Annotated in this window: 23 protein-coding genes; 10 read left to right on the plus strand and 13 right to left on the minus strand. The window is 61.8% G+C overall.

Annotated elements, in window-relative coordinates:
• Positions 1-238 precede the first annotated feature (238 nt).
• A complete protein-coding gene (locus AC56PL_RS15080; protein WP_497154367.1) occupies positions 239-1,516 on the plus strand; it encodes a cytochrome P450 in 1,278 nt (425 codons plus the stop codon).
• 131 nt (positions 1,517-1,647) lie between these two features.
• A complete protein-coding gene (locus AC56PL_RS15085) occupies positions 1,648-3,039 on the plus strand; it encodes an ABC transporter substrate-binding protein (RefSeq protein ID WP_497154368.1) in 1,392 nt (463 codons plus the stop codon).
• 104 nt (positions 3,040-3,143) lie between these two features.
• On the opposite strand, the gene AC56PL_RS15090 is transcribed toward AC56PL_RS15085, so the two are convergent.
• The 3 genes from AC56PL_RS15090 to AC56PL_RS15100 all read right to left on the minus strand — a co-directional run bounded on the left by AC56PL_RS15090 (position 3,144) and on the right by AC56PL_RS15100 (position 5,055).
• Positions 3,144-3,782, minus strand: a complete 639-nt coding sequence (locus AC56PL_RS15090; RefSeq protein WP_497154369.1) for an FMN-dependent NADH-azoreductase — start codon at positions 3,780-3,782, stop codon at positions 3,144-3,146.
• Positions 3,783-3,880: 98 nt separating this feature from the next.
• Positions 3,881-4,633 (minus strand): dienelactone hydrolase family protein, encoded by a 753-nt coding sequence (locus AC56PL_RS15095; protein WP_495516172.1) that lies wholly within the window; start codon positions 4,631-4,633, stop codon positions 3,881-3,883.
• A gap of 56 nt (positions 4,634-4,689) precedes the next feature.
• Positions 4,690-5,055 (minus strand): nuclear transport factor 2 family protein, encoded by a 366-nt coding sequence (locus tag AC56PL_RS15100; protein ID WP_495516173.1) that lies wholly within the window; start codon positions 5,053-5,055, stop codon positions 4,690-4,692.
• A 91-nt stretch (positions 5,056-5,146) separates the two neighbouring features.
• Here AC56PL_RS15100 and AC56PL_RS15105 point away from each other — a divergent pair, with 91 nt between their 5' ends.
• Genes AC56PL_RS15105 through AC56PL_RS15120 form a run of 4 tightly spaced genes read left to right on the plus strand, consistent with a single transcriptional unit; the run spans position 5,147 to position 8,069 of the window.
• On the plus strand, positions 5,147-6,025 hold the full coding sequence (locus AC56PL_RS15105; protein ID WP_497154370.1) for a LysR family transcriptional regulator: 879 nt from the start codon (positions 5,147-5,149) through the stop codon (positions 6,023-6,025).
• The gene (gene bluB / locus AC56PL_RS15110; RefSeq protein ID WP_495516175.1) at positions 6,025-6,666 is read left to right on the plus strand and encodes a 5,6-dimethylbenzimidazole synthase; all 642 of its coding nucleotides are present in this window, start codon (positions 6,025-6,027) and stop codon (positions 6,664-6,666) included. Before AC56PL_RS15105 ends, bluB begins: the two co-directional genes overlap by 1 nt.
• 58 nt (positions 6,667-6,724) lie before the next feature.
• Positions 6,725-7,075, plus strand: coding sequence for a GntR family transcriptional regulator (locus AC56PL_RS15115; RefSeq protein ID WP_495516176.1), 351 nt, complete (start codon positions 6,725-6,727; stop codon positions 7,073-7,075).
• A 1-nt stretch (position 7,076) separates the two neighbouring features.
• Positions 7,077-8,069 (plus strand): DUF1648 domain-containing protein, encoded by a 993-nt coding sequence (locus tag AC56PL_RS15120; protein WP_495516177.1) that lies wholly within the window; start codon positions 7,077-7,079, stop codon positions 8,067-8,069.
• 124 nt (positions 8,070-8,193) lie between these two features.
• Here AC56PL_RS15120 and AC56PL_RS15125 read toward each other — a convergent pair whose 3' ends face one another.
• The 5 genes from AC56PL_RS15125 to AC56PL_RS15145 all read right to left on the minus strand — a co-directional run bounded on the left by AC56PL_RS15125 (position 8,194) and on the right by AC56PL_RS15145 (position 13,428).
• Complete coding sequence (locus AC56PL_RS15125; protein ID WP_495516892.1) at positions 8,194-8,865, minus strand: isochorismatase family protein; 672 nt, start codon at positions 8,863-8,865, stop codon at positions 8,194-8,196.
• A 5-nt stretch (positions 8,866-8,870) separates the two neighbouring features.
• Positions 8,871-10,397, minus strand: coding sequence for an ATP-binding cassette domain-containing protein (locus AC56PL_RS15130; RefSeq protein ID WP_495516178.1), 1,527 nt, complete (start codon positions 10,395-10,397; stop codon positions 8,871-8,873).
• Complete coding sequence (locus AC56PL_RS15135) at positions 10,394-11,431, minus strand: ABC transporter permease subunit (protein ID WP_495516179.1); 1,038 nt, start codon at positions 11,429-11,431, stop codon at positions 10,394-10,396. The genes AC56PL_RS15130 and AC56PL_RS15135 overlap by 4 nt, the downstream gene beginning before the upstream one ends.
• 52 nt (positions 11,432-11,483) lie before the next feature.
• Positions 11,484-12,614 carry a substrate-binding domain-containing protein gene (locus tag AC56PL_RS15140; RefSeq protein WP_495516180.1) on the minus strand — a complete coding sequence of 377 codons (1,131 nt, stop codon included), beginning with the start codon at positions 12,612-12,614 and terminating at the stop codon, positions 11,484-11,486.
• A gap of 70 nt (positions 12,615-12,684) precedes the next feature.
• Complete coding sequence (locus tag AC56PL_RS15145) at positions 12,685-13,428, minus strand: aspartate racemase/maleate isomerase family protein (protein WP_495516181.1); 744 nt, start codon at positions 13,426-13,428, stop codon at positions 12,685-12,687.
• Between the two features lie 360 nt (positions 13,429-13,788).
• On the opposite strand from AC56PL_RS15145, the gene AC56PL_RS15150 reads away from it, so the two are divergent.
• Positions 13,789-14,202, plus strand: a complete 414-nt coding sequence (locus AC56PL_RS15150; RefSeq protein WP_497154371.1) for a GlcG/HbpS family heme-binding protein — start codon at positions 13,789-13,791, stop codon at positions 14,200-14,202.
• Positions 14,203-14,259: 57 nt separating this feature from the next.
• Positions 14,260-15,096, plus strand: a complete 837-nt coding sequence (locus AC56PL_RS15155; protein ID WP_495516183.1) for a mycofactocin-coupled SDR family oxidoreductase — start codon at positions 14,260-14,262, stop codon at positions 15,094-15,096.
• A 181-nt stretch (positions 15,097-15,277) separates the two neighbouring features.
• Here the strand turns inward: AC56PL_RS15155 and AC56PL_RS15160 are convergent, their stop codons facing one another.
• The 4 genes from AC56PL_RS15160 to AC56PL_RS15175 all read right to left on the minus strand — a co-directional run bounded on the left by AC56PL_RS15160 (position 15,278) and on the right by AC56PL_RS15175 (position 18,731).
• Positions 15,278-15,703 (minus strand): cupin domain-containing protein, encoded by a 426-nt coding sequence (locus AC56PL_RS15160; RefSeq protein ID WP_495516184.1) that lies wholly within the window; start codon positions 15,701-15,703, stop codon positions 15,278-15,280.
• A 62-nt stretch (positions 15,704-15,765) separates the two neighbouring features.
• Positions 15,766-16,551, minus strand: a complete 786-nt coding sequence (locus tag AC56PL_RS15165) for a 2OG-Fe(II)-dependent halogenase WelO5 family protein (RefSeq protein WP_495516185.1) — start codon at positions 16,549-16,551, stop codon at positions 15,766-15,768.
• A 134-nt stretch (positions 16,552-16,685) separates the two neighbouring features.
• On the minus strand, positions 16,686-17,918 hold the full coding sequence (locus AC56PL_RS15170; protein WP_495516186.1) for a CoA transferase: 1,233 nt from the start codon (positions 17,916-17,918) through the stop codon (positions 16,686-16,688).
• Between the two features lie 141 nt (positions 17,919-18,059).
• Complete coding sequence (locus AC56PL_RS15175; RefSeq protein WP_495516187.1) at positions 18,060-18,731, minus strand: FCD domain-containing protein; 672 nt, start codon at positions 18,729-18,731, stop codon at positions 18,060-18,062.
• Positions 18,732-18,897: 166 nt separating this feature from the next.
• Between AC56PL_RS15175 and AC56PL_RS15180 the strand changes: the two genes are divergently transcribed.
• A complete protein-coding gene (locus tag AC56PL_RS15180) occupies positions 18,898-19,821 on the plus strand; it encodes a hydroxymethylglutaryl-CoA lyase (RefSeq protein WP_495516188.1) in 924 nt (307 codons plus the stop codon).
• A 45-nt stretch (positions 19,822-19,866) separates the two neighbouring features.
• Complete coding sequence (locus AC56PL_RS15185; RefSeq protein ID WP_495516189.1) at positions 19,867-20,190, plus strand: DUF4286 family protein; 324 nt, start codon at positions 19,867-19,869, stop codon at positions 20,188-20,190.
• Between the two features lie 94 nt (positions 20,191-20,284).
• Here the strand turns inward: AC56PL_RS15185 and AC56PL_RS15190 are convergent, their stop codons facing one another.
• Positions 20,285-22,459, minus strand: a complete 2,175-nt coding sequence (locus tag AC56PL_RS15190; RefSeq protein WP_495516190.1) for a glutamine synthetase III domain-containing protein — start codon at positions 22,457-22,459, stop codon at positions 20,285-20,287.
• Positions 22,460-22,477: the final 18 nt, after the last annotated feature.

Raw genomic sequence — 22,477 nt, forward strand, 5'->3', positions numbered from 1 at the left:
CGCGGGGCTTGGTCACCACGAATGGCGAGCCGGTGGGACCGGCTGATCGATGCTGAAATTTTAATATCCGGTTTCGTGTACATAATCGATTCCGGGGGTTATGCTCGTCACACCTTGCGCCATATGCCCAGGTCAGGCGAGCGGAGTCCTCTTCGCGACGCGATCTGCCGGCGCCGGCAATGCACTCGACCGCAGGGGATAGTGCCATCAGGCGAGCCCAATGATCCCGGGAGATTCCATGACCGACTTCGATTCGATCGACTACTTCACCAACGCTTCGATTGTCGATGATCCGTACCCCTACTACGACCACTTGCGGTCGAAATGCCCCGTTCAGCACGAACCGGTTCACGATGTGGTCACGGTGACCGGCCTCGAGGAAGTGGTCGAGGTCTACCGGGATACGGAAACCTACTCGGCCTGCAACTCGGTGTCGGGACCCTTTCCTCCACTTCCTTTCGTACCGGAAGGTGACGACATCGGCGCTCAGATCTTGGAGTTCCGTGACCAGATGCCGCTGAGCGAACACATGGTCACGATGGACGCTCCGGAGCACACGCGCGCTCGAGGGCTCCTCAATCGTCTGTTGACTCCCAAGCGACTCAAGGAAAATGAGGAGTTCATGTGGCGCCTCGCAGATAGTCATCTCGACGAGATTGTTGACAAGGGTAAATGCGAGTTGATCGAGGAGTACGCAAAGCCGTTCTCGCTGTTGGTGATCGCTGACCTGCTCGGTGTTCCGTCAGAGGACCATGAGATCTTCCGTGATGTGCTCGGCGCACCCCGAAAAGGTTCGCGCCCCGGCACGTTGGAAAACGAACCGTTGATGCACAACCCGCTTGCGTTTCTCGATGACCGGTTCACAACGTACATCGAAGATCGTCGCCGCGAGCCTCGCGATGACGTACTCACCGGCCTCGCCAACGCCAAATATCCAGACGGTTCAACTCCCGATGTCATCGACGTCGTGCGTTCGGCGACCTTTCTGTTCGCCGCCGGTCAGGAAACCACCGTCAAGCTGATCAGCGCCGCGCTCAAAGTTGCCGCCGAGCGTCCGGACCTGCAGCAGTTGCTCCGCGAGGACCGGAGCCGCATCACGCTGTTCCTCGAAGAGACCCTCCGGTTGGAAAGCCCGGTCAAGAGTGATTTTCGACTTGCTCGCACCAGCACGACACTCGGTGACGTCGAGATTGCCGCCGGGACCACGGTGATGTCCGTACTGGGCGCGGCCAACCGCGATCCCCGTCGTTTCGAAGACCCCAATCAGTTCAAGATCGATCGCCCGAATGTTCGTGAGCACGTCGCGTTCGGGCGTGGAGTCCACTCGTGCCCTGGTGGACCGCTCGCTCGCGCCGAGGGCCGAATCAGCCTCGAGCGCATGCTTTCACGGATGGGTGACATCAGGATCTCCGAGACCGAGCATGGTCCGGTGGACAACCGCCGCTTCTCCTATGAGCCGACCTACATCCTGCGCGGTCTGACCGAGTTGCACCTCGAGTTCACACCTATCTCATGAGCGGGTCGCGACGGTAGTCGCCGCAGGCTCCGACTGATCCATTGGCGACGCGGCGCAGGAACTCCGCGGTCGGTATGCAGATTCAATGGCACAGCCTTGCAGATGTGCCCTTTCGACATAGGAGGAGCAAGTTGAAATCACACCACTCGGTCATCGCTTTGATGGCCGTTGCGCTGATCGTCGCCGGCTGTAGTAGCCGTAGTGGCGACAGTGGTGACAAGAACGACGGCGGCGGCGGTACGTCCGCGTCTGGCGAGGCCTCAGCAACTGCATTCGGTGACCTGGGTGAGATCTGCGGCACCGGATCGCCGAAAGGTTCTCCCGCACAAGGGGTTACCGGCACCGAGATCCATGTCGGTGTAGCATCGGACATCGGCTTCACCAAGGTTTCCGAATTTCCGGATGCGGCGAAGGTCTTCACGTCATGGTGCAACGAGCAGGGCGGAATCAACGGTCGCAAGATCGTCGCGACCACCCGCGATTCGAATCTGCTGCAAGTGCGCCAGCAGATGGTGACGGCTTGCCGTGAGGACTTCGCCCTGGTCGGCGGAGGTCATGCGTTCGATGGGCTGGGCGTCAAGGAACGTCTTGGGTGCGGGTTGCCGAGCTTCCCGGCTCAGGTGGCCCAACCACAGTCCGTGGGCTCAGACCTGGAGGTCAGCGCATCGCCGAGTCGGGTCGCCGGCTACGACCCGTTCTACGGAATGGGAGAGTGGCTCATCCAAGATGCCTATCCTGAATCTGCTGGAGCGATCGGGATCATCAGCGGAGATTCGCCGGTTGTGAAAACCACGGGCGATCAGTCAGAAGAAGCCCTGACTGCGGCGGGGGGCACCGTGATCTATCGCGATTCATATCCCCCGACAGGGATCGCCGACTGGACGCCCTATGCGCAGACCATCAAGAACAAGGGCGTGAAGGGTCTGTTCTTCTACGGGGTGCCGGAGCAGTTGGCGAAGCTCGAAAGTGCGCTCACCGACATGGATTACAAGCTCGATTGGATCAATCCGGGAAACAACGCGTACAACGACTCGTTCATCGAGGCATTGGGCACGTCTGCCGGCGAGCAGAACAATGTGGTCGAACTCGGCGGAGTTGCGCCGTTGGAGAGTTCGGATGAGGTGCCGGCGATGCAGCAGCTCCATGACCTCTACAAGCAATATGCGCCGGATGCAGAATTGACGTTGCCGTCGATCCGAGCATTCTCTGCGTGGCTGCTGTTCGCCAAGTCGGCGGCAAGTTGCGGGGATGATCTGACGCGGACGTGCACCTACGACGCCGCTATTCAGGAATCAGCGTGGACAGGTGGTGGCCTCACGGCGCCGGTCGATCTAACACCGGGTGCCGCACCGTCACCCTGCTTCAACGTCGAGCAGGTGACGCCGGACGGCTGGATAGCCGCCGACTTCCAACCTGACAACGGTCCGTATCGCTGCAACATTCCGGCCTACAAGTACCAGAACGACTATGGCAAGGCGATGACACTCGCTGATGTCGGCAAAACCATGGCCGACATAAACTAGAGGCCGTGACCGGGTAGCGACTCTGCGAGTCGCTACCCGGTGACGAAGGCCGCATCAAGACGGCGATGCGCGGGCTCCATGAACGATTCCTGGGTCGCCGCCGCTCAAATCTGTTGTGCGAGTTCGACAACCCTGTCACGCGCGGTCTTCGCGGAATCGGCGGCCTGTTCGGTGAACGGGTCCAGGGCCGGGATCCGTCCGACGAGAGTCAGGTCTGAGGTCACCACATCGACTTTCATACCCAGAGCTACACCGAGGATCTGCACCAGCGGGGGCACGGTGTGGTCGAGGCCTTCGTCTTTGGCGCCGGGCCCATATGCCAGGCCACGTGAGGAGATGATGACCACCGGGATTCCGGCGAATGGCTGATCGGCTGTGTCGTACGGTGCGGTGGTTCCCAGAACGTGGATGTGGTCGATCCAGGCTTTGAGGGTGGACGGAATGGACCAGTTGTACATCGGTGCGCCGATGACCACCGCATCTGCGGTGGTTACCTCGGCGATCAGTTCGGCCTGCAACGCTTCGGCTTCCGGCGCCACATCCTCGACATCAACCCGGAGCCGCGGCGCGTAATGCAGGCCGGCATCGGAGATATGCGGTACCGGATCGGCGTGCAGATCCCGATACGTGACGTTGCGGCCCTCGCCGCCCTCGAGCCACGTGGTGGCGAACAGTCCGGTCAGCTCGCGGGAGACCGATGTCTTCGGATTGGCGGAGGAATCGATGTGCAGCAGCGTTGGCATCTACCCATTCTTGTTGTTGCCGGCGACAAAAGCACAAATTGCAGTCATAAACACACGTAGCAACGTGTGCTTATGACTGCAATTTGTGCTTTTGCGGGTCAGGGGGTGAGGTTCTCCCGGAAGAGACTCTCGAGGGTGTTGAAGTGGCGTTCGTCGGCATCGGCACGATAGGAAGGGATGTCCGACATCGTGAAGCCGTGGGGCGCATCCGGATACACCTCGGAGGTGTACAGCAGACCCGCTGCGTCGAATGCGCGTTCCAGGATCTCGATCTTTTCGGCAGGCATCGACCGGTCATTGTCGGCGTGCCCGAGGTACAGGCGCGCCCGCGCGCTCTTGGCCACGATATGTGGGCTGTCGACGGCGTCGGTCACAAGATTGCCCCCATGGAACCCGGCAGCAGCCTTGACTTGATCCGGTCGCGCACCGGCGGTACGCAACGCCAAGGCCGCACCCATGCAATATCCGGTGACACCGATCCCGTCGCCGCTGACGTCCGGCAGCTCGAGCAGGCGATCAACGTACTCGCCGACGTCCGCGGTCGCCAGGCCCGAGCCCAAGGAACGTACTCGGCCCATCGCGCCGGACATGAACTCATCACGGTAGGCGGGATCGCTCAGATCGCCCTGCACAGCGAGGTCCTCGATGGTGCCGTGGCGGTAGAAGGCGTTGGGGGCCATGACGACAAAACCCCAGCCGGCAATTCGGTCGGCCATCTCGTAGATGCGCGGGCGAAGACCGAAGGCATCCATATACAAGAGGACGCCGGGATGAGAATTCTCATCCGGTCGGGTTACATAGGCTTCCGCAACGCCGTGTCCGGCCTCGATCTCGATGGTGGTGCGCAACATGAACACAACGCTACCGGGGCCTCCCGTGCCGGTTTCGACGGGTCAACCCTCCGCTCTTACGAACTCGGGTTGACGAACTCGGGTTGGTCGAGCAGTCGCAGCCAGCTTCCGTCGGCTTGCCTGCGCGCCACCTGGGCGCGGGCTCCGGCCCCGTCTCGCGGTGGGGTCGAGGTCAGGGCGATGTTGCCGCTGACCAGCGTCGGAAGGGGTTCTTCGGGGTGGAATTGTGGGCGATGGGACAGGACCTGCGACCACAGTTCTTGGATCGCTGCGCGTCCCACCGTTTGCCCGCCGGGCGGATACGCCATCACCGCGTTCTCCTCGTAGAGCATGGCAACACCCTCGGCGTCGCCGGCATTGGATCGCTCCACAAACAGTCGAGTCAGGTCTTCGGGACGCTGCGCGGTCTCTCGGGGTGACATTGTTCATCCTTTCGTTGGTGTGATTCCAGCCTCGCCCGACTCCTGTGAGAAGTCCAATAGATTGTTCTGCCACATACTAGAATCTGGAGTTATGGAACTGAGGCAGTTGGAGTACTTCATCGCGGTGGCCGAGGAGGCAAACTTCACGCGTGCGGCCGAGCGCGTACGGATCAGCCAGTCGGGCGTGAGTGCCCAGATCCGGCAACTCGAACGAGAACTCGGTGCGCAGTTGTTCGATCGGTCCAGCCGGGTCGCCCGGCTGACCCCCGCGGGTGAGGCCGCGCTCGGCCCAGCACGTACGGCTCTTGCTGCGGTCGGCGCAGTGGGTCAGGCGGTGGATGACGTGAGCGGGCTCTTGCGGGGTCGGTTGTCGATCGGGATGGTGGTCGGCTGCACGATCACACCGCTGTTCTCCGCGATCGAGAAGTTCCGCAGTTCCTACTCGGGCATCGAAATAGCTGTCCAGGAGGCCAATTCAAACATGTTGGTGGACGACGTCCGAAATGGCATGTTGGACGTCGCCATTGTCGGCACCGCGGGTCCGGTCGGCGACGAATTGCAGGCATCCGTGATCGTCAGTGAGGGACTTGTGGCGTTGGTGCCGCCCGGGCATCACCTGTCAGATCGAAAGCGCATCGCAGTGACCGATCTGGCGGGTGAGCCCTTGGTGGCGATGCCGGTGGGAACCGGCCTGCGGTCGGTGCTGGACATCGCCTGCACTGCAGCCGCTTTCTCGCCCATGGTGGTGATCGAGGCCAGCGCCGGGGACGCTGTGCTGGAGTGTGCGGCCCGGGGGCTCGGGGTCGGAATCCTGAGCGAGTCGATGAGTGCGGATAATCGGGGACGGGTGCAAGTGGTCCCGATCGTGGGTGTCGACGTCCCGGCACACTTGTCCGCGGTCTGGTCCGCGCCGACGAGCCCCGCGGTGCAGGCATTCATTCCGATTCTCCGAGAGGCATTCGACCTGTGATGGAAGATCATTCGTTCACCGACACCGAGCGCGCGGCAGTCTATCGCGCCATAGCCGAACGACGCGACATGCGCACCTTCGTTGCCGGTGCGAACGTACCGGTCGAGGTACTCGAGCGATTGCTGCAGGCGGCCCACGCCGCGCCCAATGTGGGTCTGATGCAGCCCTGGCGTTTCATTCGGATCACTGATCCGCTCCTGCGGAAGCAGATTCACAGTCACGTCGATGACGAACGCCGGCGCACCGCACACGCGCTCGGCGAGAGGGCCGATGAGTTCATGGCACTCAAAGTCGAAGGCATCCTCGAGTGCGCAGAACTGTTTGTTGTTGCGCTGCGTGATGGCCGGGAGCGTCACGTGTTCGGTCGTCGAACCATGCCGCAGATGGATTTGGCCTCGGTGTCGTGCGCAATCCAAAATCTCTGGCTTGCAGCGCGTTCCGAAGGACTCGGTATGGGCTGGGTGTCGTTGTTCGAACAGCAGGTGCTCGCCGAGATCGTGTCACTGCCTGCCGGTGCCGAACCGGTGGCGGTGTTGTGTCTGGGGCCTGTTCCCGACTTTCCGCATCGCCCGGTTCTCGAGATCGAGGGGTGGGCGACAGGTCGTCCACTGAGCGAGTTCGTCGGCGAAAACGGGTGGTGAACTCTGGCCACCGCCGAATGGACTTGTTCTAGTTCAACTAGAACTATAAGGTGGTCGTGTGCTGATACGCGTGGATCCGGCAGCGCCACAGGCGCTCTATGAGCAACTCGCTGCCGCGATCAGAGGTGCAATCGTCCGCGGCGAAGTGGTTGCGGGGGAGCGACTTCCAGGAGCGCGCGATCTGGCCGAGTCGCTCGGGGTGAATGTGCACACCGTGCTGCGCGGCTACCAGGAGTTACGCGACCAGGGTTTGGTCGAACTCCGTAGGGGCCGAGGTGCGGTCGTCACGCACACCGCGGTGCCGGACGAAGTCGACCTGAGGTCGGCGATCGAGGCCGTGTACGCCGCCGCTCGGAAGCTGGGGCTCGGTGGCGAGGATCTGGCTGCAATGGTTCGGGAAGGATACTGAAATGGGTTCGCCTACAGGTGAAACGAAGCGCCCGCTGGCGTCGTTGCTGGGCGTGGCGGTGACGATTCCGGTCATCTCAACGCTGGTTTCGACGATGCTGCTCAGCAGCTGGCGAGATGATCTGCCCGAACAGGTCGCGACCCACTGGGGTTCCGGTGGCGAGCCGGATGGCTTCACATCTGTGTCCGGCCTGATGTGGACGCTGATCATTGTGGGGATCGCGCTGATGGTGGTAGCGGTGGTGGCGGCCACGGCGTTTCGGGAATACACGGTGTGCGCGCAAGTCGTCAGTGGTGTCGCCGCGCTGGCAGGTTTCATCGCGACGTTGACGCTGGCGGCCACCGGCGTCCAGCGTGACAAGGTCGACGTATCCGCGGTCGAACTACCCTGGTGGTCACTGGTTCTCGCGTTGGCTGTGGGTGCTGCGTGTGCGATTGTGGTGCATCGATTGGTGCCGAGGTGGACGATGCCGGTAGATCTGGATCGCTCCACTGTTCCGATGAGGATCGAGCCGACCGAACGTGTGGTGTGGACAAGGACGGTACTCAGTGGCGGAATCCCACTGGTACTCATGGTGTCCGGCGTGATGATGTGCCTGCTGGTCGCGGTGTTGTCCGGGCAGTGGTTGTTCGTGGTTATGTCAGTGGCCGTCGCAATCGTTGCGGTGCTGATGTACGGGATGCGGGTGACGGTCGACCAGGCGGGCCTGCATGTCAGAAGTGTTGTCGGCTGGCCCGAGATCATCATCCCGGCATCGGAGATCGCCGCCGTCCGCACTGTCAAGGTCAGCGCGATCAAGGACTTCGGCGGATATGGCTATCGATTCGGATTTCGTGGGGACCTGAAGGGCGCCAAAGGGTTCGTCCTCAAGTCCGGTGATGGAATCCTCGTCGACCGGGTTGATGGCGGTCGCCAGATCGTTGTGGTCGACGATGCGGATACCGGAGTGCGTTTGCTCGAGGCATACCGAATGCGTGCCCAAGATCCGGCTTGAGGTTTGAGGGTGTCCCATGAACGCGGTCACGCCCGAGTTTTCCCGGCAGGATGTGCGCTTGGAAAACTCGGGCGTCAACTGTTCACGATCCGTTGTGCAGATCGAAACCGGATATGGCGAAAGATCAGGGCGTCAGCGAACCCAGGATCGTGATCGCGGTGTCCAGATCGATGATGTCGGCGTATTTCGCACCGACGTCAAAGAGGTTGGAATCGTGGATTTCCTGGCTCCGGTCGCCGCAGGCCTCGTTCACCACCTTCGGTATGAATCCGTGTTGCATCGCGTCGGTGGCGCTGGCACGTACACACCCCGAAGTGGACACCCCGGAAATGAGAACTGTGTCAACACCGTTGGCCGTCAGCGTTGACGCCAACGAGGTCCCGAAAAAGGCCGACGCGTACTGCTTGACAACAACGATCTCACCCGCGATCGGTATCAGCTGTGGCACAAAGGTGCCCAACCCATCTGGATGATCGGCCTCGAGGAACCGCAGGGCCGCGACCTTCTTGGTGAACAGTCCTCCGTCCGCAAGCCCGGGGGCATATTCGACCCGGGTGTGGACAACGAGGATGCCGGCAGCTCTGGCGGCTTCCACCAATGTCGAAGCCCGCTCGATGACGGTCGGATCAGGCAGGCACAGTGGTGATCCCGGCCGGAAATAGGCCTCCAGCATGTCGATCATCACCAGTGCCGGACGGCGGCCCCAACCGAGTGAGCCGCCGAATCCTGCCTGCTCGTAGTCCTGATGCTTGGTGACGCCGGACTTGTCGACACCCGGCCTTTCAATCGCACCGATTTCGGTCACGCCGAAACCTCGACTGCCCGCTCACACGCTTCGAGTAGGGACTGTTCGCTCAGCTCGGCTTGCGGGAGTTCCGCAACGATCTGCCCGTCGTGGAGGACCAACACACGGTGACAGATCGCCGCGAGTTGTTCGTGGTCACCGGAGAAGACCACAACCGATGCGCCGTCGGCAGCCAGATCGGCAACACGATCGAGCAGCTGACGGGAGGCTCCGGCATCCACGCCCTGGGTGGGTTCGTCGAGGAGGAGTACCGAGGGCTTCATCTGCAGCCACTTGGCCAACACCAGTTTCTGCTGATTGCCGCCGCTGAACTGGCGAACCTGCCAATACGGTTGCGCAGGAACCATACCGGAGTTCTCGACCAGCTCCAGTGCATCTTCGCGTTCCTTGCGCCAGTTCGTCAGGAGACCGAACTTGGTGTATTTGCCCAGAGCGGGAAGCGTCGCGTTCTCCACGGTTGACGCATCGAGCCAGACACCGTCGCGATGACGGTTTCCCGGAACCAATGCCAGCCCGGCCGCGATTGCCGCGCGGGGTTTGTCCGCGGGCACGTCCGTCCCGTTCACGGTGACCGTTCCCGCCGTGCGTGTCAGCTTGCCGGCAAGCAGGAGGGGGAGTTCCTCATGACCCATCCCGGCAAGGCCGGTGAACCCGACGATCTCGCCGCTCTGGACGGTCACCGACAGGTCACGGACAACTCCGCCGCTGACGCCTTCGAGAACCAGTTGCGGTGTGGGCTTTTGGGCCTTTGCGGGTGGATCGGGGTAGTACTCGGTCAATCGACGTCCGAGGATGTCTGCGACGAGGTCGGAGCGGGTCAGCCCCTCGGTGGACCGGGTCAGTACCCGCTCACCGTCGCGCAGCACAGTGACATTGTCACAGTCGTCGAGAACCTCACCGAGACGATGGCTGACAAAGATGACACTCGAACCGAGGTCGGCAACATTGCGCATCATTGCTGTGACCTGGGCGGCTTCGCTGTGTGAGAGCGAGGCTGTCGGTTCGTCGAGGATGAACAGATGACCCTCGTGCCCGTCACCCAGGGCCCGAACCGCACGCACCAAACCGACAAGTGCGCGCTGTGCGGGACTGAGATCGGAGACCATCGTGTGCAACGGCAGTTCGATGCCGATTCGATCAGCGATCTCGCGACAGGCTCTTGCTTCCTTACGGTCTTGCACCCAGCCAAGGCTGCGCGCGCCGTAACCGGTTGCAACTCCGATGTTCTCGAGCACGGTCATCTCCGGTGCAAGACCGAGGTCCTGGTGGATGACGGCGATGCCGTGGTCGGCGGGGTTGTGGACCGGGAGGTCCAACTCCTTGCCGAACAGCTTCACCCGGCCGGTCTCGGGCCGGTAGTAACCTGCCAGGCACTTGATCAAAGTGGACTTGCCACTTCCATTTTGACCAACCAGTGCGTGCACCTCGCCACGCTGCACCTGCCAGGTCAGAGGGTGCAACGCGTAGTTTCCGTCGAACTGCTTTGACAGATCCTCGATCTCGAGTGCCGGGCCCGTGCTCATTTCGCTGCGCCCCGCCGTTTGCCGACCAGCTTGGCCAGTGCGACCGCGATCATCAGAGCCAAGCCGTTGAACAGCGGGCTGACCCAGGATGCCGCGCCGGCGAGCTGTAGGCCGGTGATGCCCACGACCAACAGGTACACCGCCACCATCGTGCCGATCGGGTTGAAGCGACCGACCGTGATCGCGGTGGCGCCGAGGAATGTCGCGGCAAAAGGCGCCAGCAGGTACTGGTTACCGATGCCCGGATCGATGGCGCCCAGGTTGCCCACCAGGATGATTCCGATGATCGCGCCGACCAGACCCGACACCACGTAGGTGACGGTGCGGATACGGGCGACAGAGATACCGGCGAGCAGTGCAGCGTCCCGGTTGCCTCCGATGAACAGCATGTAGCGGCCCACCGGCGTGCGCTGGTAGATGAACCACAACACCACCACGAAGATCCAGGCGTACCAGGTGGTCATCGGCAGGCCCATCAGTTTTGCCCGCGAGAGCTCCACATAGAAGTCCGGGACGCCGGTGACGATCTTGGAATCGGTGATGGCATAGCCGATTCCGGACAGTGCGGTGAACATGCCGAGAGTCGTGATGAACGAGTCGACGCCGATCTTGACGACAAGTAGGGCGTTGATCAATCCCACCACCACGCCGACGGCAAGGGCGACAAGGATGACGACCGCGGGTGAGTATCCGTTGGTCGACATGACCGCGACCACACACGCACTGGTCACCATCACGCCGGGGATCGCGAGGTCGAAGTCCCCGGTCCGTAGTGCGAGGGTGGCGGCCAGTGCCAACAGCAGGATGATGGCCTGCGAGTTGATCATCGCCGAGACGATGCCCGTCGACCTGAACTCGGGCAGGAACAGTGCGCAGATCGCAAACGCCAGCACCAACAGACCGACAAGCGCATAGCGCTCCACGATCGACGTACCTTGACGAACTTTGTGGGTGTTGGCCGGCTTTTCCGGCTTGTTGGGAGTTGCCGCGTTGCCCGTGGACGGGGCGACTACGGCACCAAGGTCATTACTCATGATTTCTCCGGTGTGTGTGGCCGCGGGCATGTCCATGCCCGCAGGGCGACGGCTACTTCGCCCAGGCCTCGGTGAAGGCGGCCTGGAAATCGGTGTAGTTGGGGTTCACTGCGTCATTTGAGTCACCGACGTTGGTGCTGTCGATGAGACGGGTCGGGATGACGACTCCGGACGGCTGCGCCCCGGTGATCGCCCGAATCGCGTCATCGAGCATCGTCCAGCCGAGCCATGCCTCGGGCGGTGCCGCCACGGTCACGTCTTGGCCCTTGCCCGAGCGGATGGCGTCGAGACTCGAGGCGATCCCGTCACGGCCGAGGATCTTTGCGTTCGGGTTCTTCATCGCAACGGTCGGCTCGACGAAGGTGACGCCGGAGTCCCATGCGGTGAAGATGTAGTCGGTCTTCGAGTCACGGGTCATCTCGGTCTGCACCTTCTGCGGCAGATCTGTTGCAGCGTTGGCCAGGTCGATGTCCAGGGCGGTCAGCTTGCAGTCGTCGGGGCAGTACTCGTCGTAGACGCCCTTCGCTCCATTGGCCATGTTCTCGTAGATCTCGATGGCGGTCGGCTGTGCGAGAACCGTCGTTGCGGTGCAACTCGAATCGGCCAACGTCCACGCGGCAAGCGATGCGCCATCGGCGGTGTAATCGGCGCTGATGTTGGAGAACACGCCATTTGCCAGCGGGGCGCTGGCGTCACCGGAGAGTGCGTTGATCACCGGGATCCCGGCGTTTTTGGCATCGGAGAGGGCGCCGGCCAACAGAGCGGGTTCGACACCGAGCAGCACGATGGCGTCTGCCTTCTGAGCGATTGCCTGTGACACACCCTCGTTGAACTTGTTGGTCTGACCCTGACCGTCGAAAATCGTGGTCTTGACGCCGGCTGCCGCGGCAGCCTCGTTGAAGCCGTTGGTGGCGGCGGTGGTGAACTCGTTGGTCACCACATTGATCATCCAGATGCTCTTGCCCTTGGCGGCGGCGAGATCCAGGGGAGCCTTGGGGGCCACCAGCGGTGCGGGCTCTTTGGCAGCCGAAACCAAGTCTGTTGTGGCGGTGGTGCATTCAGCATTGCCGGCCGCCTTGTTCGACGAGCCGCTGTTGCTGCTGTCGTCGGTGGCGCTGGTACATCCGGCAAGTAGGGATCCCACAGCGAGCGCTGTGACCATCCACGATGCGGTCTTCTTCACGAAGTCCTCCTGATTGGTATTCGGGTTGGGGGTTGATGCTTCTTCGGAGCTGTGGAGCAGTGGTGTGGATTCAGTGCTCGCGGAGCAGGCTTCCGGAGCCGCGAACCTGATCGGTGATCCCGTTGGTGCGCAGCGCATGCCACCAGGTGGCAGCGTTGATGGCGATGACCGGTTTGCCCAGCCAACGCTCGGCCTCGTCGGCGAGGCCAACCATCGACAGATTGGTGCCGACCTGCACGATCGCGTCGATGTCGGGGCCGTCGACCTCAAGGATGCTCTGCCGCAATGTATCTTCGGAGACCCTCGCGATGTCAACCGCGGACGGGCATTTCAAACCCTTGAGATTGACGACGTCGTATCCGGCTTCGGTGAGGAACAGGCGCACCATGTCGTCGGCGATCGGCTGGTACGGAGTGATGACACCGAGCCGCTTGGCACCGAAGAGGTCGAGCGCGCGGCGTACGGCATCAGCACCGGTGGCCAGCTTTTTGCCGGAGAAGGTTTCGATCTGCTCGGTGAACAGTCGGTTGCCTTCGATTCCGCCCCAGAAGGTTTCAGCCGACATGCCCATCACCAGGTAGTCCGGATCGCAGGTCAGCACGCGCTCGCACGCCGCATTGATCTCGGCACGGATCTGGTCGAGCAGGCCCTCGAAGTCTTCGTTGTTCGTCAGGGTTTGATTCCGGATGTGGATCCGTGCGACGTGGGGGGTCACCCCGGGCACTGTCATGCGGTAGTAGTCCGGCTCAACGACCGTATTCGTCGAAGGTGCGAGAACGCCGAAGACGTTGCGCCAGCCGAGTACGTCAACCATGAGACTCCTTTGGGGATTGCACACAACGTGTGGTGTGCCAAAACTGATTCTGTGTACATCGCGAGATGCGGTGTTGCCGCACGTTAACGAAAGCTACGGCAGTTCCGTCACGAAACAATAGCGGTAGAGACACGTGTTTACAGGGAGTTTACTAGAAGAAGCCCATGAATCCGGCCTGCGGAAAGGCCCTTTATGCTCCTGAGCTGCGCTAATGATCTAAACAAGGTTGTATACATAATGGTTGACCTTGGACGGTTGTGCAGTCATAATTGTGTGCAGTTCGATCACATGAAGCAAAGCAAGCGGTGCATGACCACCTCAGGTGGATCGTCGACCCCCCCGCGAGGAGAAGGAGCAGCCATGGCCACTCAACGAACGGTCTTGACCTTGGATGACGCGGAGGCCGTGGTGGCGACAGCTCGTGCCAAGGCCATCGAGATCAATGTCCCGATGGCTGTGACCGTCATCGATCATGCAGGTCAGATGATTGCGTACATCAAGATGGACGGCAGTCCACTGATGGCCGAGCCGATGGCAAAAGGCAAGGCGTACACCGCTGTTGGCATGGGTCAGCCCACGTCGATGTGGGAAGATGCCGGCGCAGCGAGTCCGTCTTTTGCCGGATCGATCACGGCAATCCCGGGCTTCACGCCTTTCGGCGGCGGACTTCCGCTCCTGGTCGACGGAACACTCGTCGGTGCCATCGGAGTGAGCGGTGGAACGACCGAAGATGACATCAAGGTGGCGACCGCGGGCGTGTCCGCGATCAAGTAACCAGCATGGCTCCAACGTTTTTGACCGAATGATCATCAATGAGAACAGGATTTGAACATGGGTAAGTTTGACGGACAGGTCGCCTTCATCACCGGTGGAGCGCGTGGACAGGGCCGCTCGCATGCGGTTCATCTCGCCGAACAGGGTGCTGACATCGTCATCATCGATTCGCTCAAAGACAACGCAACCACCCCGTACGGAATGGCCACGCAGGCTGATCTGGACGAGACGGTCGGCCTCATCGAAGGGCTGGGACGTAAGGTTCTGGCGCGCCAGATCGACGTGCGGGATCTGGACGGGCTCATCGCCTTTGCCGACGAGGTCGTCGAGAAGTGGGGCAAGATCGACATCCTGCTCGCCAACGCAGGCATCATGACCGCTGTGCCGGTTGCCGAGATGAGCGCCGAGGTCTGGGGTGAGACCGTCGACATCAACCTGACGGGTGTCTTCAACTCCTTCCGCGCGGTACTGCCGCACATGGCGAAGGCAGGCTACGGACGTGTCGTGGCAACCTCGTCGGGTGGCGGGCACATCGGATTCAACAACCTCGGCCACTACTGCGCCGCCAAGTGGGGCGTCATCGGCCTGGTGAAGTCTGCGGCAATGGAATTGGCCCAGTCCGGCGTGACCGTCAACGCTGTCACCCCGACCAACGTCAACACCGACATGATCCGCAACGCATCGTGCGAGGCGTTGTTCCTGCCGGGTATCGAGAACCCGACCATCGAACAGATCGAATCCGCATACGTCATCAACCCGATGGGTGTGCCGTGGATCGAGCCGATCGACGTCTCGCGGACCATCGCATTCCTCGTCTCGCCGGAGTCGAAGTACATCACCGGTGAGACCATCGGCCCACTGGCCGGTTCGGGTGCCACCAACGGCGCTGCGTAACAACAGGTAACCCGCACCTTCTCGCGCAGCGGGGTCCTTCGAATGTTCGCGCATTCGAAGGGCCCCGCTTTGCTGTGCCGGTGGTACCGGGGAAACAAAGCAGCGCCCCGGCCGAGGCCGGGGCGCTGCTCGTCCGCCGAAATCACCTTGGGGGGGAAGGTTTTTCGGCAGGTCTGGGGGCCTACCGCTTTGCTCGCTCGGCGAGCTCGGCGTCGGTGTACCAGGTCTTACGGGGCGGGGACTTGATCTCCAGCTGGATGGTGTCCTCGAGGGCTTCGCTCATGTGCGGCACTCCGCGCGGGTGCAGCCAGGTGTCGCCGGCCTCTGCGATGAACTCTTCGCCGCCGATCACCAGGCGAAGCTTGCCGCTCAGACAGTATCCGATGGACTCGTGATCGTCGTGCTGATGCATCGGGTCGACCATGCCCTTGCCCTTGAAGGCCTCGACAAAGATCATGTCCTGGCCGACCATCAGCGCGCGGACGGTCAGTTCACCCTCTTCGACGGTGTCCTCGATCAAACTGACCGGATCCGACGGGATGTCCGAGTTTTTGGTGAACAAGCGTCCGCTGGGCTTGATCATCCGATCTTCGATGTCGATCGCCATGGTTTCTCCTTCAATATTGTTGGGCTGTAGAACTTTTTGGGCTTCGAACTGTGATGGTGGGGTCAGGACCACATCAGGAGGTCGTTGTCCTTGGTGCCGAGGAACGATCCGATCGACACCCGACCCTCGGCGGAGTTTTCGCCTGCCGAGATCCTGTGGGGGTTGCGGGGGTTGAACAGAACAACCTCGCCGACCTTCGGTGCAAAGGTGAAGCTTTCGATCGAACTGTCGGATTCGATGTCGCCGCTGGGCAATCCGCGCGCGGGATCTTCACCTTCGGCCGGAATCCACGGGCTGTTGTAGACGGTGGTCTCGCCGCCTGCGGAAGGGCACTGGGTGTAGAGGTTCCAGGTGATCTGGTCCTCGATCTCGCCGATCGCCCAGTCGGGCGAGTTGTACGGGGCGTAGTCGGCGTGCAAGTGCACGCCGTTGGAGGCGATGCGCACGACGACGGGGCAGTAATCGCCAAACCCCGGCTCGGTGGGCACGCGGATTTCGCCGTGCGGGTGGTACTCGCCGAGCATCGTACGGAAGCGTTCCGGGACATCGACCGATTGTGCGTAGAGCTTTTCTTGCGCGGCAACGGCGGCCGGCACGGCGTCGAAGAATTCGGCTTTGCGGCCGCCATCCTGGCGGTACTCGTACATGACCAATCCGAGGTAGTGGGTCGGTGTTGCAACGCTGTACGACTTGAGGTCGGGGGAGGTGTGTACGGCCTGTGAGAACGCGGCGCATTCGTCAGCGGTGGCGAAGTTTTCGATGCGGATCGCGGGGATCTCGTTGCGTATCAGGGCCGCCAGCGATTCGGCACTCAATTCGGCTGCGGTGTTCTGCTTCCATGCAGGCATGTAAATCGGTCCTCTCTACGATCCCGTGTTGCGGATTCTTACGATGAAATGTCGCAGCGGGAGTACTTGGTTAGTTAGTCTTGCATACAAAATGGAGACGTGGTTGCGGCTGCGTTACATCTGGACCAAACGGTTCAGATCGCGCCTGAACTGCGCAGATCCGCGATTTCCTGTGCTGTCCGGTTCAGCGCGGAGGTCAGGATTTCGGCGGTGTGCTCGCCGAGTTCCGGGCCGAGCCACCTGATCGAGCCCGGCGTCGAGGACAGTTTCGGTGCCACGTTCTGCACCGGGAACTCGCCGAACAGCTTGTGCTGCACCTTCACAATCGCCTCGCGGGCGATGAAGTGTGGATCGTTCATCATGTCCCGGGCCTGGTATATCCGTCCGGCGGGCACACCTTTTTCCTCGAGGAGCACCAGCAACTTCTCGGACTCCTGTGTGCGCGTCCACTCTGCGATCAGGTCGTCGAGTTCGGTCTGCCGGATGCCACGTTCGGTGTGATTGAAGTACCGGGGATCGGATGCCAGTTCGGGCCGACCCATGGCATCAACCAGGCGTGCGAAGACGGTGTCCTGGTTGGCGGCGATCAGGATGCTGCTGTCGTCGGCGGTCGGGTAGACGTTGCTCGGCGCGACATTGGGGAGAATCGACCCGGTGCGCTCGCGCTGGTAACCGGTCAATTCGTATTCGGGCACAGTGGATTCCATCATGGCGAGCACGGCTTCGTAGATCGCCGAGTCGACCACCTGTCCGCGGCCGGTTCGCTGCACGCCGTGCAGGGCCACCAATGCGCCAATCGTGGCGAACACCGCAGCCAGCGAGTCACCGATCGAGATTCCGGTGCGGCTGGGCAGGCTGTCCGGATCGCCGGTGATGTGACGCAATCCGCCCATGGCCTCGCCGATCGAGCCGTAGCCCGCACGCGGTGAGTATGGACCGGTCTGGCCGTAGCCGGTGACGCGCACCATGATCAGTTTGGGGTTGACGGCACTGAGTTCTTCGTAGCTCAGGCCCCACCGTTCGAGGGTTCCCGGTCGGAAGTTCTCGATCAGGATATCCGCCGAGGCAATGAGATCGCGGGCGATCTGCTGTCCTTCAGGGGTGCGGAGGTTGCAGGTCACCGACTTCTTGTTGCGCGCCACAACGGGCCACCACAGCGACTGGCCTTGCGAGCTCTCGCGGCCCCACTGACGCATCGGGTCGCCCTTGCCCGGATCTTCGAGCTTGATGACCTCGGCGCCGAAATCGGCGAGCAGCTGGCCGCAGAACGGGCCTGCCAGTAGCTGGCCCATCTCGATGACCCTGAGATCGGAGAGCGGACCCGACTGGTCCGGGGTCTCGTTTCCTTCGATGTGTGAGGTGGACATATCAACTTCCTCTGCGGTTGGAGCCCGATCGAGAATCGAGCTGTGCTGTGCGCGAACGGCATACGAATTCGACCCCGGTCGCATGTCCCGGGATGTGGATTGTGGTGACGACCTTTGTCGGTCGTCGTCAGATATGACTGATCAGTCCAGGACGGCGCCAATGCCTTTGAAGATCCCGACCCCCGATGTCTGTCCGGTGTCCGGTCGGAGCATTCCGGCGCGAGCGTTGTGTATGTGACAGCGCATCACGGACTCGGCCCACTCCGGGTTGCCGGCTCGGACCGCGGCAACGATCTCGAAGTGGTGAGACAGGCTGCGGGACAGAGCGTCTTCTTCGAAGTGTTTGTAGTTCACGGTTGCGAGATTGATATGCCTGACGGAGGTGAGTGTCGCTGCGAGCTGGCTGCTTTGGGTCTTCTCGGTCAGAATGGCGTGGAACTGGCGGTTCAGTTGTGCGATTGCCGGGAAGTCCCGGTCACCATCGGCCCTGCCGAGGTGCTGCATGTGGCCGGCCAGTTCTTCGAGTTTGTCGATCTCCTTGTCCGACAGCCGCCCGACGGCCATAGCGGTGGCGACCGGCTCCAAAAGGAGTCGGAGATCGAAGATCTCGGTCAGCCGCTCCGCAGTCCATGTTGCAACGCGGGCGCCCTTGTTGGGTGACATCACCACCAGGCCTTCTGCGGCAAGGCGTGCCAACGCCTCGCGTATCGGAGTGCGGCTGACGTTGAGTAGGGCTGCCAGTTCCACTTCGCCCAGCCGGTCGCCTGCGTTCCACTGACCCTCCACGATTTTGGCGCGTAGAAGATCAGTCACGCTTTGCGATGCTTGCGACACCAAGTACCTCCCTCGATTGCATACATCCTATCGCGGGTGTTCGACTCAGACAACCAAAAATGGCTTATCTGAGCCAATTTCTGTCGATTTACACACCTGCAACATTCAACTTGCATACATTCGAAACCTGCGGGAAAATCTGGGCATGGGAACTGAAGTGTCGCGCGAAACGAAAGAGCCCCAGTCGGTGACGATCGTCGAGGTGTCACCCCGTGATGGGTTGCAGAACGAGGCAACGCTGTTGTCGACGGGGGCCAAGCTCGAACTCATCAACAACCTGGTCGGTGCCGGTCTGCGGCGCATCGAGGCAACCAGCTTCGTACACCCGGGGCGCGTCCCGCAGATGGCGGATGCCGAGGCGCTCGCCGCGGCCCTCCCGCGCGGGGAGGTCTCCTGGATTGGATTGGTGTTGAACGAGCGCGGCCTCGACCGGGCCATCGCTGCCGGCCTCGACGAGGTCAATATCGTTGTGGTGGCCTCCGATACGTTCAGTGCTCGCAATCAGGGCACCACCACCACAGAAGGTATTGCGCTCTGGTCGAGTCTGGCCACGCGTGCGAAAGGCGCCGGACTCAAGACGACGGTGACCATTGCGGCCGCATTCGGCTGTCCGTTCGAGGGTGAGGTCCCGGCGGCCCGGGTCGGCGAACTCATCAAGCAGTGTGTGGACGCCCAACCCGACGAGGTGGCGCTGGCCGATACGATCGGTGTCGGCGTTCCGGCGCAGGTGGTCGAACTCGCGGAGTACGCAGCGAAAGAGGCGGCAGGCCTGCCGGTTCGGTGGCACTTCCACAACACCCGCAACACCGGGTATGCCAATGCCCTCGTCGCGTTGCAGTCCGGGGCGTCGGCGCTCGATGCCAGCCTCGGCGGGATCGGTGGATGTCCCTTCGCACCCGCCGCAACCGGAAATATCGCCACCGAGGATCTTTGGTATCTCCTCGAACGCAGCGGCGTGCGAACCGGTCTCGACGTCGAGTTGCTGATGTCGGGGGCGCTGCGGCTCGGCGAGATGCTGGACACGACGGTCCCGGGTCAACTGTCCCGCGCCGGCACGTTCCCGGGCTGACACATTCAATTCACTGCAGTACATCGAGATGATCTGGGAGACACCATGGCCAAAGGTTTGTACATCGCCTTCACCCACCCCCGCGACGATGAGTCGGACGAGGAGATGAATCGGTGGTACAGCAACCATCACCTTCCCGAGATCCTGTCGCTGGAAGGGGTTCAGAGCGCAACGCGGTACCGCTCGCGGGAAGACGACCCGAAGTACCGATACATGGCGGCCTACACCCTCGAGGGCGACGACCTGGACGAGATCGTGGCGCGCATCCACGCCGATGCCCCGAACCGGACGCCCACCACCGCGACTCGTACCGATCCCGGCTCCGAGTTCCGGCTCTTCGATTTCGTGGAGCATCAGCAAAGCAAGTAGCACGCAGGAGAGCGGGCGCCACCGACAACCGAACCGCCGTACACGAGGGTGTACGGCGGCTCGGTTGGTGTCGGTAGCCGATCAGATCGGCGAATCAGAGGATGTAGAGCATCTCCTGGTAGGTCGGGAGAGGCCAGAGATCGTCGGCGACAACACTTTCGAGGGTGTCTGCCGCGAGTCGGACCGCGGCCATCGCGGGAAGCAAGGTGTCCCGTGCGTACTTGGCCTCTTCGAGGCTGCCTTCGACGTGGACACCGAGTGCTGATTTCAGGGCCGCCAAAGCTGCGGTCAGCTCTTTCATCGGCTCGGTGACCATGTTCAGCAATGTGATGTCTGGTTCGATACCGGCGGCTTTGAGGGCGCCCACGTTGGTGGCGATCTCGGTCTGGTACCGGATGGCGGCAGGCATGACCAGCGTCGAACCGATTTCCAGGGTCAGCTTGGCCTCGACTGCGATGGTCAGGATGTACTGTTCCAGGCCGATCTCGTAGCGGCTGTACATCTCGCGATCGTTGAAAACTCCGTACTTGGAGAACAATTCGATCGACGACTCCGAGATCAACTCGGGCAGTGCGTCGACGGTTGTCTTCAGGTTCGGGAGACCCCGCGACTGCGCCTCGATCGGCCAGTTGTCGGAGTAGCCGTCACCGTTGAACACGACGGCGCCGTGCTCGGTGATGATGTCGGTGAGGAGTGTCTGTACGGCAGAGTCGAATTCGACGCCTTCGGCGATGGCCGTCTCGAGCACGGTGGCGCAGTAGTCGAGTGAATCGGCCATGATCGTGTTGAGTACGACCATGGGCTCGCTGACGGTCTGCATCGATCCCGGAGCACGGAATTCGAATCGGTTACCGGTGAACGCAAACGAGCTGGTCCGGTTCCGATCGCCGGGGTCGGTGGGCAGTACCGGCAATGTGTCGACACCGATGAGCATGGTGCCCTTGCCCTTTGACGATGTTGCCGCACCCTTGGCGATCTGATCGAAGACGTCGGCCAGTTGCTCGCCGAGGAAGATCGAGACGATGGCCGGGGGAGCCTCATTGGCGCCCAGGCGGTGATCGTTGGTCGCCGATGCCACCGACACCCGAAGCAGCCCGGCATGCAGATGCACCGCCCGGATGACGGCCGCACAGAACACGAGGAACTGTGCGTTCTCGTGCGGGGTGTCGCCGGGTACCAGGAGGCTGCCGAACTTGTCGTTGCCGAACGAGAAGTTGACGTGCTTGCCCGAACCGTTGACACCGTCAAAAGGCTTCTCGTGGAAGAGGCATTCCATGCCGTGCTTTTTGGCGACCGTTTTGAACGTCGTCATCAGGAGCTGCTGGTGGTCTGCCGCGATGTTGCCGCGTTCGAACATCGGCGCAATCTCGAACTGGCCCGGTGCAACCTCGTTGTGACGAGTCTTGGCGGGGATACCGAGCTTGAAGAGTTCGCGCTCGGTGTCCATCATGAAGCCGAGTACTCGTTCGGGGATAGCGCCGAAGTAGTGGTCGTCGAATTCCTGCCCCTTGGGGGGTTTGGTGCCGAACAGAGTTCGCCCGGCATTGAGCAGATCGGGACGCGCCAGGAAGAAGTGGCGATCGACCAGGAAGTATTCCTGCTCCGGTCCACAGAAGGCGACGACATTGCCGGGATTGGCGTGCCCGAACAGCTTCAGCACCCGCTCCGCATGTTTACCCATGGCCTGCTGTGAGCGCAGAATCGGGGTTTTGTGGTCGAGTGCTTCACCGGTCATCGAGACGAACACGGTTGGGATGCACAGGGTGTTGCCGTTCGGATTCTCGAGCACGTAAGCCGGACTCGTGACATCCCAGCCGGTATAGCCGCGGGCTTCGAAAGTGTTGCGCAGGCCGCCGTTCGGGAAGCTGGAGGCATCTGGTTCACCCTGGATCAGGGTTTTGCCCTGGAACTCGGCGAGAGTCGAGCCGTCGCTCGACGGTTCGAGGAAGCTGTCGTGCTTTTCAGCGGTCAGCCCGGTGAGCGGATAGAAGACGTGGGCGTAGTGGGTGGCGCCCTTCTCGAGCGCCCAGTCCTTCATCGCGGACGCTACGGCGTCGGCGACGGCCGGGTCGAGTTTGCTGCCCTTTTCGATGGTGGAGATCACCGACTTGTAGACGTTCTTCGGCAGCCGCTTCATCATGACCGACTTGTTGAAGACGTTTGCGCCGAAGATGTCTCCCGGCGCCTCGGTGATATCGAAACTGACCGGAGGAGGCTGGTACGCCTCGACTGCAGTGATGGCGGCAAGCCGGATATTGTTTCCGCTCATTCGTTCATTGCCCTTCTC

The organism is Williamsia sp. Y721, assembly GCF_059683565.1.